The organism is Arthrobacter mobilis (assembly GCF_012395835.1).
GTDB lineage: Bacteria > Actinomycetota > Actinomycetes > Actinomycetales > Micrococcaceae > Crystallibacter > Crystallibacter mobilis.
Map to the genome: position 1 here is coordinate 97,595 of NZ_JAAZSQ010000006.1, position 15,944 is coordinate 113,538.

The following is a 15,944-nucleotide window of genomic DNA, read 5'->3' on the forward strand; positions in this document are numbered from 1 at the left end:
CGTCGCCGGCATGCGGGCAATGCCCTACGTCGAGCGCTTCGCCTGGAAGACCCGGGCCGTCACCGACCCCATCATGGGCAACTCGGCCCTCTTTGACTCGCGCGGCTGGCTGACCACCACCGGCAAGCTGTACGCATCCCTCTAGCAGGAGCGGACGTGTGAGCTCCTCGTGCTGCAGGAGCTTCACCAGGGCCTGCAGTTATTTTGAAACGGAAGGCAGACGGGCAGAGAGCCTAATTGGCAAGGTTCATACGGCGGACAACCAGCAGGGGCGGCCCCACACGGAGCCACCCCTGCGCTGCACGCGGCGTTGAAGGGACGTTCACACCGATGGCGCAGGTCTAACCCCGATGCGAACCACGTGGCTTAAGGCTTCGGTGAAGAAATGGCCGGCGCAGGGATGCCTGGTACAGCACCCGGACAGTTGCAGCGGCCCGGGGAGAGGCTGCCGAACGCTTGCGCGGCTTAGTCCTCTGTGGGCATGTTCGCCATGTCATCAGCTATGGGGGAGGACTTATGCCAAAGCAACTCAGGATCGAACCCGGACTCCTGCAAGGACTAGGAGGCCTTCGCGGAATCCCCGGCGAAGAACAACAGGCGCGTCTCGTGGGCGTCGACCGGACAATCCTCCGCCGCGTGGACCACGGCGGCACACCCCTCGGCCGTGTTCATCGCCGCACTCTGCGACCCCTTCCGCCCCGGAATAAGAGAAGGGTTCGAAACCGTACTCAACCAAGGTGCCGGCCCCATGTCAAAGACTCAGCGCCGGGGGAAGTGGCACGGAAGGGTAACCCATTGATCAGTCCCGAGACCGAAAATCCGCCGCCGTTCGCGCAGGATTCCGGCAACCCCGCCCTCTGGCGGGGCCCAAGGGGCGGCCAGTCATGAACCGCAGCCCTCGTGGACAGACTGGGCCGGCGTCGTGCTGGAAGTTGAAAGGGGCAGCAGCCTCGAGGGGGACCACTCCCGGAGCCTGATCGCCGGGCTTGAGGAGATGTGGAAGCGCATAAGGCTTTGCTCGCGTTCCTGAACGTGATTTAGGCCGCTCTCCAAGACTCCCGGAGGGCGGCCTTTTTCATCCCCGGATGCCCGGTAAATAAGCGTCGAATCTGCGTCCGGCAGCGCCGCTGGAAGGCCCTGCTTCCAAGCAACGGCATATAACAACCCTGTAACATAGGGTTACCATGTCCGGTCGGTAACGGCGGTGGCTCAGGCATCTGCGTGTGACGGCTTGAGCATTCTGGGCAATCACTTAAGCAACAAATGATAGGTATTTCCGTGCGACTGAAGATAGCTGTTGGCCTCATCGTGGCGGGTCTGCTGGCCGTGATCGGGGGCATTGGCCTGAAGACCATCTGGGCTCCGCCGGAGACGGTATCCGCCAGCTACTCCGCTGCCGGCCCGGCGCCCCTGACAGTGATCGAGCCGGCCGTGCTCGGGCTGAGCCCGGAACGCGTTGACATCAAGGTGCAGGCCGACGGCGAATTCCTGCTCGCCGTGGGCCGCAGCGAGGACGTCAAGGCCTGGGTGGGTCCGGCCGCGCACACCACGATTACCGGCGAGGCCGACGGCGCCCTGCAGGGCACCCTGACCGATGGCGAGGCCCAGGCGCCGAACCCGTCCGGCTCCGACCTCTGGGTCAGCGAGGAAACCGCCGCCTCCGGGATCGAATACCGCTGGGCCGATCCGGCTCCGGGCGAGTGGTCCATTCTGCTGGCAGCCGACGGGACCAAGCCGGCCCCCACCAACGTCACCGTTAGCTGGCCGAACGACACCTCGACCCCCGGTGCCCTGGTCCTGATCATCATTGGTGCCTTGGCCGCGGTACTCGGTGTGGCTCTGGCCCTGGTCTCCGGACGCCGCGCCGCTCCGCCGGCCCCGCCTGCGGCGCCACGGCCCGGCGGACGGCGCGCGGCCCGCGAACCCGAGCGTCCGGCAGGTTGGGTTCCGGACCAGGAAGCCGGCCGCACCCGGTTCGCCGCGGGAACGGTGGCAGTGCTGGCCGCCTTGGCCTTGGCTGCCGGATCCGTCCTGCCGGCACAGGCGGCTCCGGCGGCCGGGGAAGCCCATCCCGTCCTGCTGCCGGGGCAGCTGACCCGGATCATGGAATCGGTGGGAGCCGCCGTCGCCGCCGGGGACTCGGCGAAGGATCCGGACAAACTTAAGGACCGCGTCACCGGAGCGGCGCTGACCATGCGGTCGGCAAACTACCGGGTCCGCGCCGGCAAGGGCGACGTCCAGCCCCCGGTGCCGGTCTCGGCCGGACCCGTGCTGACCTCGATGATCAGCTCCACGTCCGAGTGGCCCAGGACCGCCGTGGCGGTTACCAAGGGCAAGAGCAACCCGGTGCCCCAGGTCATCGTGCTCTCGCAGGCCAACGCCAGGGAAAACTACAAGATGGTCGGGGCAATGCAGATGCTGCCGGGCACCAAGTTCCCGCAGGTCTCCACGGAGGAAGGCGGAACCACCGCCGTCGCGCTCAAGGACAAGGACGGACTGGCGTACTCGCCCAACGATGCCCTGGCACTGCTGTCCGGCTACCTCACGGAGGGCAAGAACGCCAAGGCCGTGGCCAAGAACACCTTTGCGGACCAGATCCATGCCTTCCAGAAGGACCAGCAATCCTCGAACAGGAACGCGAAGATCACCTTCAGCCGCTCCACCGTCGCCGATTCGGTCCGCTCCCTGCGCACGGCCGACGGCGGTGCGGTGGTCTTCGGCTACCTGCACAACCTGATGCGCAGCCTGCCTAGCGAGGCCGGTGCCCGGGTGGAGCTCTCGCCCGAGTTCGCCGCCTTGGCCGGGGCGGAATCGACCACCAAGGGCGTGGATGTCACCTATGCCGAAACCGTGTTCGTGAAGGTGCCGCCGGCCGGCTCCAAGGACAAGGTGTCCTTGATCGGTGTCGCCCAGGACCTGGTAGCTGCCAAGCTGAAGTAGGCCGGCGGGCCCTTCCGCCAGGGCCGCCGGCGTAACTTGACCCGTCCGCCACCGCAGGTCCGCCTGCACGTATTAGGGTGTTGCCATGACCACTCCTACCCCAGGGCAGGGCCCTGCGCCGCTCTCCGCCAGCCTGCGCGGAGCCGTTGATCTGTCAGCGCTGAAGCAGTCCCGGCCGCAGGCCCCGGCTGCCGGCGGCACGGAAGGCGGAGCCCCCGCAAGCTACATCGTGGAGGCCAACCAGGAGAGCTTCCCCGCACTGATCCAGCTGTCGGGCCAGGTGCCCGTGATCGTGGAGCTCACCGCCGGCTGGAGCGACATCGCCTCCCAGCTGGCTTCGGCGATGGAAACAGTGGCCCGCGAATTCGCCGGCCGCTTTGTGCTGGCGCGCATTGACGTGGACGCCAGCCCCGGCATCGCCCAGGCCTTCCAGCTGCAGAGCGTGCCGGCCGCCGTTGCCCTGCTGAAGGGCCAGCCCATCCCGCTCTTCCAGGGACTGGCCACGGAGGACGAGCTGCGCTCCTTCGTCAACGAACTGCTCAAGGTGGCCCAGGCCAACGGCGTGACCGGACGCGCTCCGGGTGGGGACCAGGAAGCCGCCGAGGAGCCTCCGCTGCCGCCGCTGCACCAGGAGGCATTCGACGCGATCGAGGCAGGGGACTACGCAGCCGCCGCTGCGGCGTACCGGAAGGCGCTGGCCGAACAGCCCGGGGACACCGATGCCAAGACGGGTCTGGCCCAGGTGGAGCTGATGCAGCGGCTGGAATCGGCCGACCCCCAGGCCATCCGCACCGCCGCTGCCGAGCGGCCGGAGGATCTGGCAGCTCAGCTCGCGGTCGCGGACCTGGACGTCAGCGGCGGGCACGTCGAGGACGCCTTTGCCCGGCTGGTCCGCTTCGTCAGCCGCAGCACCGGTGACGAGCGCGAGGCCGCGCGTGCCCGCCTGGTCGAGCTGTTCGACGTCGTCGGTGTCTCGGATCCCCGGGTCGCCAAGGCCCGCCAAGCCCTGGCCCGCGCCCTGTTCTAAGTCAGGCAGCAGGGGTCCCCGTCCTGAGCGAAGCGAAGGGCGGGGCAACTGCCGAACGGTTTTACTCCCTTTGGATGACCTTCCGGACGCACCGGCGTTGCTACCGTGGCGGTATGACATCGTCCGAACCTGAAAACCTTCCGGACCAGGCGGCCTTCCAAGCTCCGCTCCCGTCTGCCGGGACACCGGACGGGCAGGCCCTGGCCATCCGCGGCCTGGCCAAGAGCTTCGGCGCCAAGACCGCCGTCAACGGCATCAACCTCGATGTTCCGGCCGGCTCGTTCTACGGTCTGGTGGGCCCGAACGGGGCCGGCAAGACCACTACGCTCTCCATGGCGACCGGCCTGTTGCGCCCGGACCGCGGACAGGTCCGGGTGCACGGCGTGGACGTCTGGGGACATCCGCTGCAGGCCAAGCGGCTGATGGGCATCCTGCCCGACGGCGTGCGGCTGTTCGACCGGCTGACCGGCGAGCAGCTGGTCACCTATGCGGGACTGCTGCGCGGCATGGACCGGCAGACGGTGGCGGCGCGGGTGGCCGACCTGCTCACGGCCCTGGACCTGGCCGGGGACGCCGGCACGCTGGTGGTGGACTACTCCGCCGGCATGACCAAGAAAATCGCCCTGGCCTCGGCGCTGATCCACGCCCCGCGGCTGCTGGTCCTGGACGAGCCGTTCGAGTCCGTGGATCCGGTGTCCGCGGCCAATATCCGTGACATCCTGCACGACTACGTGCGTTCGGGCGGAATGGTGATCGTCTCCAGCCATGTCATGGACCTGGTGCAGCGGATGTGCGACCACGTGGCCGTCATCGCCCAGGGCAACGTGCTGGCGGCGGGCACCGTGGACGAGGTGTGCGGCGGTGCCAGCCTCGAGGACCGCTTCGTGGCCTTGGTGGGCGGGCGCAACCGGGCTGAGGGGCTCACGTGGTTGCGCACCTCATAAGGCTCAAGCTCACCCTGCTGCGCAACAGCTTCCGGCGCAGTCCTTGGCAGCTGGTCGGGGTGGCCCTCGGCGGCCTGTACGCCCTCGGCGTGCTGGCACTGCTGCTGGGCGGGCTGTTCTACCTCAGTTACACCGAACCGGCCACCGCGCGCACCGTGGTTGTCCTGGGCGGGGCCGCAGCGTTCCTGGGCTGGGCCCTGATCCCGCTGGTGGCTTTGGGCGTGGATATGACGCTGGATCCGGCGCGGTTCGTGACCTTCGCCATCCCGATGCCGCAGCTGCTGGCCGGACTGGCGGCCGGCGGCGTGCTGGGTATTCCGGGCATCATGACCCTGCTCGCGTCCCTGGGCCAGGCAGCCGCGTGGTGGCAGCACCCCGCGGCCATGCTGGCCGCCGTCCCGTGTGCCGTGCTGGCCGTGCTCACCGCCGTCGTCCTGTCCCGGGTGACCACCTCGGCAGGCACCGCGCTGGCCAGTTCGCGCCGGTTCAAGGATGCCAGCGGCGTGATTGCCATGGTTCCGCTGGTCCTGCTCGGTCCGATCATTGCCGGCATCATGGAGGGCCTGCGCAGCTCTCAGGACTTCCTGGCAGGGCTGGCCGGCGTCCTGTCCTGGACGCCGCTGGGCAGTGTCTGGTCCGTGCCCGGGGACCTGGCCCTGGGCGCCTGGGGTGCCGCTGCCGCCAAGCTGCTCATCAGCCTGCTGGCCTTGGCCGGGCTCGTGTGGCTGTGGAAGCTGAGCCTGGCCCGTGCCCTCACCACCCCGGCGCACACTGCCGCCGCCGGCCGCAGCTCCGCCGGCCTGGGCCTGTTTGCGCGCTTCCCGGCCAGCCCCTCCGGGGCGGTCGCAGCCCGCGCCCTGACCTACTGGCTGAAGGATCCGCGCTACGGCGCCTCGCTGATTGTCGTCCCGCTGATCCCGGTGGTGATGTTCTTCGGCACGAGCCAGGCCGGGGACTTCACCGCCATGCTGTGGCTGGGCCCGCTCATCGCCTTCCTGCTGGCCTTCTCGATTTCCGCCGACATCTCGTACGACAACACCGCCTTCGCCCTGCACCTGGCCGCCGGCGTCAGCGGACGGGCGGACCGGGCCGGGCGGGCGCTGGCCTGCGCGGTGTTCGCCGTCCCGCTGACGGCGCTCGCCGTCGTCGTCCCGGTAGCCGCCATGGACCGGTGGCACCTGCTGCCGGCACTGCTGGGGCTGTCCCTGGGCACGCTGCTGAGCGGGCTGGGTCTGTCCAGCGTGGTCTCGGCGCGCTATACCTACAATGTGCCGCTGCCGGGGGAAAGCCCGTTCAAGACCCCGCCGGGATCGGCGGTCCGGACGATGGTGGTGCAGGGCCTGGGGATGGGGGCCTTGATGCTGCTGGTGCTGCCGGAGGGGCTGCTGACGCTGGCCATGGTGCTCACCGGCCGGCCGCTGTTCGGCTGGCTGGCGCTGGCCGCGGGGCTGGTGCTGGGCTCGGCGCTGCTGCTGGCGGGCATCCGGATCGGCGGCCGGTGGTACGACCGCCGCGGCCCGGAGCTGCTGCAGGCGGTGTCCGTGAACAAGTAGCCGGGCCGCAGTCGGGACCCGGATGGAAGGAACCCGCCATGGAAGTTGTCATCCTGCCGGACCAGGACAAGGTGGCCGCCGCGGCGGCCGACGCCGTCGAGGCCCTGCTGCGGGCCGCGCCCGACGCCGTCCTGGGACTGGCCACGGGATCGTCGCCGCTGCCCGTCTACGGGGAACTGGCCCGCCGGCGTGCAGGGCAGGGACTGGACTTTGCCCGCGTGCGGGGATTCGGGCTGGACGAGTACGTGGGGCTGCCCGCCGGCCATCCACAGTCCTACGCCGAAGTCCTCCGGCGCGAATTCGCCGTGCCGCTGGGTATTGATCCGGGCCGCATCCGGGTTCCGGACGGGACCGCGGCGGACCTGCCGGCAGCCTGCAGGGACTTCGAGCAGGCCATCCACGACAGCGGGGGAGTGGATCTCCAGCTGCTCGGCGTGGGCACCGACGGCCATATCGGCTTCAACGAGCCGGCCTCGTCACTGATGTCCCGGACGCGGATCAAGACGCTGACAGAGCAGACACGCCGGGACAACGCCCGCTTTTTCGCCGGACTCCCGGAGGTGCCCCACCATGTCGTGACGCAGGGACTCGGGACCATCCTCGAGGCCCGGCACGTGGTCCTGCTGGCCACCGGGGCACAGAAGGCGCAGGCCGTCCACGACCTGGTCGAGGGGCCGCTGGCGGCCATCTGCCCGGCTTCGGTCCTGCAGCTGCATCCGCACGCCACGGTGCTGCTCGATGAGGCGGCCGCGTCCGGGCTGGCCCTGGCGGACTACTACCGGCAGACCTATGAGACCAAGCCCTCCTGGCAGGGGTTGTGAGCAAATCGTTCCCCGGGGCGGGCCTGCCGGGGTGTCCGGCGGACCCGGGACCCGGCCTCCGGGCTAAGATGGTTGTCATGAGTTTGCCCCCAGACCCCTTCGAAAACGACCCGCGCCGGCCGTCCGAGCCGGGCGGATCGACAGCGACCATCGAGCGCGAGGAACTGCGCGAGGAGCTTGAACCCGGGGACCGCGAACGCTTTGCGCACTACGTGCGCAAGGAAAAGATCATGGAGTCCGCCCTCTCCGGGGAACCGGTCATCGCACTGTGCGGCAAGGTGTGGGTGCCCGGACGGGATCCGAAGAAATTCCCGGTCTGCCCCGAATGCAAGCAGATCTACGAAGGCCTCCGTCCCGGCAACGAGGAATAAGCGCCGGCGGCCCGAGCCGCTTCCCGTCCTGACATCCCCGGGCCGGCAGCATCCCGGACTCCCGGGGATGTCTGTCTTGCGCTGCCCCGCCGCGAGAAAGCCGAGCCCGATTTCCTCATGACCGAGCCACCCGCCTCCGCAGCATCCGGGGCGATGGCGGCCACCTACCGGTCCCTGACAGCCGGGCTCCTGGCCATCATCACCTTCTCTGCGTTCGAGGCGATGGCGGTGGCCACGGCGATGCCGGCAGTGGCCCGCGAACTGGACGGCCAGTCCGGCTACGGGCTGGCGTTCTCCATGTTCCTGACCGCTTCGCTGCTGGGGTCGGTCCTGGGCGGCCTGTGGTGCGATGCACGCGGGCCCAGGCCCGCGGTGGGGACCGGGCTGGGCCTGACCGTGGCGGGACTGGTGCTCTCCGGCCTGGCCGGCGAATTCTGGATCTTCACTGCCGGCCGCGCCGTCGCCGGGCTCGGCGGCGGGTTCATGATCGTGGCCGTCTATGTGATCATCGGGCAGGCCTATCCGCAGAAGCTGCAGCCGGTGGTGTTCGGCTGGATCGCAGCGGCCTGGGTGGTGCCCTCGCTGGTGGGACCCCTGGCGGCCGGGCTGGTGACCCAGTACGTGTCCTGGCGGCTGGTGTTCTACGGGGTTGCGCCGCTGGTGCTGGCCTCCGTGCTGGCCGTCTGGCCAAGGATCCGCCGGCTGGGTGCTCCGCAGGCGGCGGAGTCCGGGCCCCGGCGGCGCGGCGGCCGCCGCCGGGCGCTGCGCGGGCTGGTTCTGGCTGCCGGCGTCTTCCTGGCCCAGTGGGCCGGCTTCGAGGCCGTGGACGCCGCCGCAGGCCGTGCCGCCGGGCTCTACCTGCTGGCCGCAGCCGGAGTGGTCCTGGCGGTGTGCGTGCTGCCCGGGCTGATGCCCGCCGGCCTGCTGCGGCTGCGGCGGGGACTGCCCAGCGTCGTCCTGACCCGCGGCGCCCTCAATGTCGCCTTCTTCGGGGCCGAGGCCTTTGTGCCGCTGATGCTGGTGGTCTCCCGCGGCCTTGACCCGGCGACGGCGGGGCTGGCGCTGACCGCCGGCGCCTTGGGGTGGAGCATCGGCTCGTTCATCCAGGCCAAGGCAGGCCGGCGGCGGCACCTGCTGCTTGTCCTCGGGCCCGGCCTGCTGGGCGCGTGCCTGGGTGCAATGGCGCTGGCCGCCGGCCCGCAGGTGCCGTTCTGGGTCCTGGTGGTGGTCTGGGGCCTTGCCGGGCTGTCCATGGGAATGGCCCTGTCCACCACCTCGGTACTGGTGCTGGAGCTTTCCGCGCCGGCCGAACGGGGCCGGAATTCGTCCTCGCTGCAGTTGGCCGACCAGCTCGGCGGTGTCGTCGGCACCGCCGGAGCCGGTGGGCTGTTCACCCTGCTGCACCGCCCCGGCAACCCGGCGGACAGCGGCGTTTTTGCCGCGATCTGGCTTGTGCTGGCGGCCTGCGCCGCCGCAGGCCTGTACACTGGCTGGCGCAGTTCAACGCGCCGGGCCACAGCTGCGACCAAGGAGGAGATCAGGAGCGTATGAGCAATGACACGCTCTTCGGCGCCGGACCGGCCCTGCCGCCTGCCTATCCGGAACGTGCCGCCTGGGGCACCGCGCCGAAACTGCGCCAGTGGCAGGCCGAGGCGCTCCAGAAGTACTTCGACATGGCCCCGCAGGACTTCCTGGCCGTGGCGACCCCGGGCGCCGGTAAGACAACCTTCGCGCTCCGGGTGGCCACCGAGCTGGTCGGCCGGGGTACCGTCAACCGGATCGTCGTCGTCGCCCCCACGGACCACCTCAAGCGCCAGTGGGCGGACGCCGCGGCCCGGGTGGGCCTGGCGATCGATCCGAACTTCAAGAACTCCGACGGCGCACACGGCCGGGACTTCATCGGCGTCGCCGTCACCTACGCCCAGGTGGCGATGAAGCCGATGCTGCACCGGGCCAAGACCGAGGCGGCCCGGACCCTGGTGATCCTGGACGAGATCCACCACGGCGGCGACGCGCTCTCCTGGGGCGACGGCATCCGCGAGGCCTTCGAACCGGCGGCGCGCCGGCTCGCGCTGACCGGAACCCCGTTCCGCTCCGACACCGCCGCGATTCCGTTCGTGGACTATGTCGAGGACAAGGACGGCATCCGCCGTTCCCGGGCCGACTACACCTACGGCTACGGCAACGCCCTGCGCGACCACGTGGTGCGCCCGGTGATCTTCATGGCCTACTCCGGGCAGATGCGCTGGCGCACCAGCGCCGGGGATGAGATCGCGGCGTCGCTGGGCGAGGCGGCGGTGACCAAGGACGTCACCGCCCAGGCCTGGCGGACGGCGCTGAACCCGCAGGGGCAGTGGATTCCGGCGGTGCTGGCCGCGGCGGACAAGCGCCTGACCGAGGTGCGCCGCTCGGTACCCGATGCCGGCGGCCTGGTCATCGCCACGGACCACGACGACGCCCGGGCCTATGCGGGGCAGCTGAAGCGGATCACCGGCGAGTCGGCCACCGTGATCCTCTCCGACGACGCCGGGGCCTCGCAGAAGATCGAGGAGTTCTCTGCCGGGGAGTCGCGCTGGATGGTGGCCGTGCGCATGGTTTCCGAAGGCGTGGATGTGCCGCGCCTGGCCGTGGGCGTGTACGCGACCTCGACCGCGACCCCGCTGTTCTTCGCCCAGGCCATCGGCCGGTTCGTGCGTGCCCGCAAGCGTGGGGAGACCGCCTCGGTCTTCCTGCCGTCGGTGCCCAACCTGATGGCCCTGGCCAGCCAGATGGAGGTCGAGCGGGACCACGCGCTGGACCGGCCGGAGAAGGACACCGGCGAGGACTACATTCCCGAAGAAGCGATGATGGAGGAGGCCAACCGCGAGGAGAAGGCCTCCGACTCGCTGACCAAGGGCAAGTACGAGGCGCTGGAATCCCAGGCAGCCTTCGACCGGGTGCTGTTCGACGGCGGCGAGTTTGGCACCGGCGGCGAGGTCGGCTCCGAGGAGGAGCTGGACTTCCTCGGCATTCCGGGCCTGCTCGACGCCGACCAGGTGGGCGTGCTGCTGCGCCAGCGCCAGCAGGAACAGCAGTCCCGCAAGCGCGGCCGGGCCGCGGCTGCTCCGGAGCCGGCCGTGGAGGTCGTGGACCATCGCCAGTTGACCGAACTGCGCAACCAGCTGGCCAGGAACGTCTCGGCGTGGTCCGCGCGCTCCGGGATGCCGCACGGCGTCGTCCACGCCGAGCTGCGCCGCGTCTGCGGCGGTCCGGCTGTTGCGCAGGCCAACGAGGAGCAGCTGAGCCGGCGGCTGAAAAAGCTCCAGGACTGGTTCATCGGCCGCAAATAACCCGTCCGCCCCTCGTGCCCCTTCCAAAAACCGGCCGGCAGTTGCTGGACAACTGCCGGCCGGTTCTTGGAAGGGGCGGCGGGGTCAGACGGTGCGGAGGACTTCTATGCCGTTGTCCTCGAACTCGGCGAGGGTCTGCTCGATCCGCTCCTGGTTGATTCCCGCGGTCAGCGGCAGGATCACCGAGGTGGTGTAGCCGGCCTGCGCCGCATCCAGCGCTGTGGCCCGGACGCAGTAGTCGGTGGCCAGCCCGGCGATTACCACCTCGTCGACCTCGTTCTGCCGCAGCCAGTCGTCCAGCGTGACCAGGTCGGCGTCGTCGACCTCCTCGTCCCGCTCGCCGGTGGGCACCTCGTCCTCCGGCGCGAGCACCGCTTCGAAGCCGGAATACGCCGCCTCGTAGGCCCCCTTGCGGAAATAGGCGTCGATGGCGTCCGTGTCCAGGTCCGGATGCAGCAGGGCCCCCTTGGTGCCGGCCACACAGTGTTTCGGCCAGCTGTCCACGTAGTCCGGTTCCTCGGCGAAGTGGCTTCCCGGCTCGATGTGCCAGTCCTGGGTGGCCACCACGAAGTCATAGCGCTCGGGCTGGTTCTCCAAGTGCTCGCTGATGTCCGCGGCCACCTGCGCACCGCCGGGCACCGCCAGCGTGCCGCCTTCACAGAAGTCGTTCTGCACGTCCACGATGATCAGTGCCCGGGTCATGGCTGCTCCTCGAATACTGTGGGGATGGCCGGCTCGCCGCGCTGCAGGCGGTACACCGTGCCGGGCAGTTCGGCCATGGAGGCCGCATGGCGCTCGATGCCGCGCCGGACGCCTTCGGGCCCGGTCCAGCCGTCGAACAGTTCGCCGTTCTTCATGAACTGCTGCAGCAGCGGCCGGTCGTTGCCGTCGTCGGCCGGCCGGTGGCCGACGCCGAGGATCTCTGCCGTGGCCGTGCCCTCGTCATCCAGCCTTCTCAGGGCGTACTTGCGTCCGCCCACCGAGACCTTGTCCTTGGCTTTCTTGGCCACCGGTTCCTGGACGCCCTGGCTGTTCTCGCGGCTGACCAGCTTGTAGACCATGCTCGCGGTCGGCGCCCCGGAGCCGGTGACCAGTTCGGTGCCGACGCCGTAGGAATCCACCGGCGCCGAGGCCAGGGCCGCAATGGCGTATTCGTCCAGGTCCGAGGTCACCGTGATGCGCGTGGTGTGGTTGCCGAGGTCGTCCAGCAGTTTGCGGACCCACTGGGCCTGGGTGACCAGGTCCCCGGAATCCAGCCGGACGCCGCCCAGGGCGGGGCCGGCCAGCTCCACCGCCGTGCGTACGGCGGTTTCGACGTCGTAGGTATCCACCAGCAGCGTGGTGCCGGCGCCCATCGAGGCCAGCTGGGCCTCGAAGGCCTCCCGTTCGCCGTCGTGCAGCAGGGTGAACGAGTGCGCCGCGGTCCCCACCGTCGTCAGTCCGTAGCGGAAGCCCGCCTCCAGGTTCGAGGTACTGTCGAAGCCGGCGATAATGGCCGCCCGGGCCGCGGCGACGGCGGATTCTTCGTGGGTGCGGCGCGAGCCCATTTCAATGCAGGGGCGCCCGCCGGCGGCCCCGGACATCCGGGATGCGGCGGAAGCGATGGCACAATCGTGGTTCAGTGCCGAGAGGATGAAGGTCTCCAGGATGCAGGCCTCGGCAAAGCTGGACTCCACGATCAGCACCGGCGAGTACGGGAAGTACGCCTCACCCTCGGCATAGCCGTAGACATCCCCGGTGAAGCGGAAGTTGGCCAGATAATCCACGGTCGCCTGGTTGACCACCTTGGTGCGGGCCAGGAAGTCCAGCTGCTCGTCCCGGAAGGTGAAGTTCCGGATGCCTTCGAGGATCCTGCCGGTGCCGGCCACAATGCCGTAGCGGCGCCCCTCCGGGAGCCGGCGGGCGAATGCCTCGAACACCGAGCGCCGGTGGGCCGCACCGGAATGCAGCGCGGCCTGGAGCATGGTCAGCTCATAGTGGTCGGTATACAGGGAGGTGCTGGGGTGGTTCCAGCCTGCAGCGTCGGTCACCTTTCAAACTGTAGTCCGCCCTTCGCCCTCCGAGTACCGCTCCGGGCCGCCGGACGACCCCGGAGCGGACACGTGGTGCCGGCGAAACCACGGGAGCGCCTCAATCCCTAGAATGGAACTCATGAGTCTGACCACCCTGCCGGCCCCCGCCGGGTCCGTTCCGGTGCCCGCGCCCGTTTTGTCCACCGTGCTGGAGGCCGGCACCGGGACCGAGACCGGAACCGAGGTCCAGGGAGCCACCGCCGCCGACGTACCTTGGGCGGTCATCGTCTGGAACGATCCGGTGAACCTGATGAGCTATGTCAGCTACGTGTTCCAGAGCTACTTCGGCTACTCGGAAACCAAGGCCAACCAGCTGATGCTTGAGGTCCACCATCAGGGCAAATCGGTGGTCGCTACCGGCAGCCGCGAAAAGGCCGAGCAGGATACCGTTGCCATGCACTCCTACGGGCTCTGGGCCACTTACCAGAAATCCGAATAGGGACCTCGGAAAGGACACGGATGGCCAGGGCATTCAAGCACACCCGCAAAGGCATTACCGGCTACCTCGAGCCGAGCGAGCGCGATCTGATCCGCCGCCTTTTCCAGGACATCATCGGCATGCTGGAACCGGAGGATGCCGCCGGCGAGGATCCGCTGGTTGCCCTGGTGGGGCTGGACCTGAACGCCACCCGGCCCCGGGACAGCGCCCTGCTGCGCCTGCTGCCGGACGCGGTCCGGGAGGACGACGCCGGGGCCCTGGAGTTCCGCCGGCTCACCGAGCGCTCGCTGCGGGAAGAGAAGCTGGCGGCGCTGCGCGCCAGCTCCCTGCTGCTGGAACGGAACCACCTGCAGCTGAGCGAGGAGCAGGCCCTGCTTTTTGCCCGGGCAGTCAACGACGTGCGCCTGGTGCTCGCCGACCGCCTGAAGATCAGGACGGACGAGGATGCGCAGGCGCTGCACGACATCGATGACTGGTCGCAGGCGGAGGACGTGGATACCTATCTGGCGCTGGTGTACAACTTCCTGACCTGGTTGCAGGAGGCGCTGATGCAGGCGCTGCTGGACGGGCTCGGGCATGCGTCAGAGTCCCAATAAGTTGTGAGATGGCTAACATGGCCGGGGCAGAAGTTCAATGATTCGCGGGGCAGGACTTATCCTCAGTAGATTATGAGTTCGGACGCCAGTTCCCTATTCCCGGCCATCGAGCCTGCCGCCCCCATCGGCATCTTCGACTCCGGTGTCGGCGGCCTGACGGTCGCCCGGGCCGTGATCGACCAGCTGCCCAATGAGGCTGTACTGTACGTCGGCGACACCGCCAACGGCCCCTATGGGCCGCTGCCGATCGCCGAGGTGCGGGCCAACGCGCTCGGCGTCATGGACGAACTCGTGGATTCGGGCGTCAAGGCACTGGTCATCGCCTGCAACTCGGCGTCCGCGGCCGTGCTGCGTGATGCCCGCGAACGCTACACCGCCCGCTACGGCATCCCGGTCATCGAGGTGATCCAGCCGGCGGTGCGGCGCGCCGTCGCCTCCACCCGCTCGGGCCGGGTGGGCGTCATCGGCACCTCGGCCACCGTGGGGTCGCGGGCCTACGAGGACACCTTTGCCGCCGCCCCGCACCTGCAGATCACCTCCGTGGCCTGCCCCCGCTTCGTCGAATACGTTGAGGCCGGGGTGACCGCCGGGCAGGAGCTGCTCTCCACCGCCGAGGAGTATCTGGTACCGCTGAAGGAAGCGGGCGTGGACACCCTGGTGCTCGGCTGCACCCACTATCCGTTGCTGACCGGCGTCATTTCGTATGTCATGGGGGATGAGGTCACCTTGGTCTCCAGCGCCGAAGAGACCGCCAAGGACGTCTACCGCGCGCTGCTGCGGCAGGACCTGCTGCGTGCCGACGGCGGTGCCCCGCGGCACCACTTTGTCGCCACCGGGGACGCGGCGCAGTTCGAGGTGCTGGCGCAGCGCTTCCTTGGACCGGAGGTGGTCAGGGTGGAACACGTGGACCGGGTTGCCGCGCAGTATCCGACCGGCAGCATGGCCCGGATCACGCCGGAAATGATTGCCGCCGCGCGGGCCGATGCGCAGCGTCCCCGGCGATCGAACTTTGCCGCACCGCTGGCCGGCGCGCAGGGCGGGGGAATGCAGGCATGAACCTGACCATTGTGGGCTGCACCGGCTCTTTCCCCGGTCCGCTCTCTCCGGCCTCCTGCTATCTGGTTTCGGCCAGCGACGGCGAACGGATCTGGCGGATCCTGCTGGACCTGGGCAACGGGGCGCTGGGCACGGCCCAGCGCTACCTCGACCTGGAGGACATCGACGCCGTCTTCCTCAGCCACCTGCATCCGGACCACTGCATGGACCTGTGCGGCCTGCACGTGGCCGTGCGGTGGCATCCGGAGGGCTGGTCCAAGGGCCGGATCCCCGTCTGGGGTCCGGCCGACACCGCGGACCGGGTCGCCATCGCCTACGGTATGGATCCGGACCCGGGCATGCACAGCGAGTTTGAATTCCATCACTGGACCGAGCGCGAGGTGGTCAAGTTCGGTCCGTTCAACATCACCCCGTACAGCGTTCGCCACCCGGTGGACGAGGCCTATGCGATGCGGGTGGAGGCCACCGAGCCGGGACCGGACGGGCCGGTCACGCGCGTGCTGACCTATTCCGGGGACACCGACAGCTGCCCGGAGCTGGTCGAGGCGGCCCGCGACGCCGACATGTTCCTGTGCGAGGCCGCTTACCACGAGGGCCGCGACGACGCGATCGAGGGCGTCCATCTGACCGGCAAGCGCGCCGGGGCCGCCGCCACCGAAGCCAAGGTCCACCGGCTGCTGCTGACCCACCTGCCGGTCTGGAACGATTCGATCCGCACGGTCGCCGAGGCCCGCGAAACCTACTCCGGGGAGCTCGCCGTCGCCGTCGCCGGCGTCAGCTACGCGGTGTGAGCCGA

The 15,944-nt window shown here is 69.4% G+C and carries 14 protein-coding genes; 12 read left to right on the forward strand and 2 right to left on the reverse strand.

Going from position 1 to position 15,944, the window contains the following annotated elements:
• Positions 1-1,278 precede the first annotated feature (1,278 nt).
• From HGG74_RS08495 to HGG74_RS08530, 8 genes are all read left to right on the forward strand, one after another.
• Entirely contained in the window at positions 1,279-2,940 is a 1,662-nt protein-coding gene (locus tag HGG74_RS08495; protein ID WP_168485919.1) for a DUF8094 domain-containing protein, read from the forward strand.
• Between the two features lie 85 nt (positions 2,941-3,025).
• A complete protein-coding gene (locus tag HGG74_RS08500; RefSeq protein ID WP_168485920.1) occupies positions 3,026-3,967 on the forward strand; it encodes a tetratricopeptide repeat protein in 942 nt (313 codons plus the stop codon).
• 113 nt (positions 3,968-4,080) lie between these two features.
• Positions 4,081-4,911 (forward strand): ABC transporter ATP-binding protein, encoded by an 831-nt coding sequence (locus HGG74_RS08505; protein ID WP_168485921.1) that lies wholly within the window; start codon positions 4,081-4,083, stop codon positions 4,909-4,911.
• The gene (locus HGG74_RS08510) at positions 4,893-6,464 is read left to right on the forward strand and encodes a transporter (protein WP_168485922.1); all 1,572 of its coding nucleotides are present in this window, start codon (positions 4,893-4,895) and stop codon (positions 6,462-6,464) included. Before HGG74_RS08505 ends, HGG74_RS08510 begins: the two co-directional genes overlap by 19 nt.
• Positions 6,465-6,502: 38 nt before the next feature.
• The gene (gene nagB, locus HGG74_RS08515) at positions 6,503-7,285 is read left to right on the forward strand and encodes a glucosamine-6-phosphate deaminase (RefSeq protein WP_168485923.1); all 783 of its coding nucleotides are present in this window, start codon (positions 6,503-6,505) and stop codon (positions 7,283-7,285) included.
• Between the two features lie 77 nt (positions 7,286-7,362).
• Entirely contained in the window at positions 7,363-7,656 is a 294-nt protein-coding gene (locus HGG74_RS08520) for a DUF3039 domain-containing protein (RefSeq protein WP_246262762.1), read from the forward strand.
• Between the two features lie 117 nt (positions 7,657-7,773).
• Complete coding sequence (locus tag HGG74_RS08525; RefSeq protein WP_168485925.1) at positions 7,774-9,207, forward strand: MFS transporter; 1,434 nt, start codon at positions 7,774-7,776, stop codon at positions 9,205-9,207.
• Positions 9,204-10,985, forward strand: a complete 1,782-nt coding sequence (locus HGG74_RS08530) for a DEAD/DEAH box helicase (protein WP_168485926.1) — start codon at positions 9,204-9,206, stop codon at positions 10,983-10,985. The genes HGG74_RS08525 and HGG74_RS08530 overlap by 4 nt, the downstream gene beginning before the upstream one ends.
• A gap of 84 nt (positions 10,986-11,069) precedes the next feature.
• On the opposite strand, the gene HGG74_RS08535 is transcribed toward HGG74_RS08530, so the two are convergent.
• Together HGG74_RS08535 and HGG74_RS08540 are read right to left on the reverse strand one after the other, a co-directional pair.
• The gene (locus tag HGG74_RS08535; RefSeq protein ID WP_168485927.1) at positions 11,070-11,687 is read right to left on the reverse strand and encodes a nicotinamidase; all 618 of its coding nucleotides are present in this window, start codon (positions 11,685-11,687) and stop codon (positions 11,070-11,072) included.
• A complete protein-coding gene (locus tag HGG74_RS08540) occupies positions 11,684-13,015 on the reverse strand; it encodes a nicotinate phosphoribosyltransferase (protein WP_168485928.1) in 1,332 nt (443 codons plus the stop codon). Before HGG74_RS08540 ends, HGG74_RS08535 begins: the two co-directional genes overlap by 4 nt.
• A 121-nt stretch (positions 13,016-13,136) precedes the next feature.
• Here HGG74_RS08540 and clpS point away from each other — a divergent pair, with 121 nt between their 5' ends.
• From clpS to HGG74_RS08560, 4 genes are all read left to right on the forward strand, one after another.
• Entirely contained in the window at positions 13,137-13,496 is a 360-nt protein-coding gene (gene clpS, locus HGG74_RS08545) for an ATP-dependent Clp protease adapter ClpS (protein ID WP_168485929.1), read from the forward strand.
• A 20-nt stretch (positions 13,497-13,516) separates the two neighbouring features.
• Entirely contained in the window at positions 13,517-14,092 is a 576-nt protein-coding gene (locus HGG74_RS08550) for a DUF2017 domain-containing protein (protein ID WP_168485930.1), read from the forward strand.
• Between the two features lie 72 nt (positions 14,093-14,164).
• A complete protein-coding gene (gene murI, locus HGG74_RS08555; protein ID WP_168485931.1) occupies positions 14,165-15,148 on the forward strand; it encodes a glutamate racemase in 984 nt (327 codons plus the stop codon).
• Positions 15,145-15,939 carry an MBL fold metallo-hydrolase gene (locus HGG74_RS08560; protein ID WP_168485932.1) on the forward strand — a complete coding sequence of 265 codons (795 nt, stop codon included), beginning with the start codon at positions 15,145-15,147 and terminating at the stop codon, positions 15,937-15,939. The genes murI and HGG74_RS08560 overlap by 4 nt, the downstream gene beginning before the upstream one ends.
• Positions 15,940-15,944: the final 5 nt, after the last annotated feature.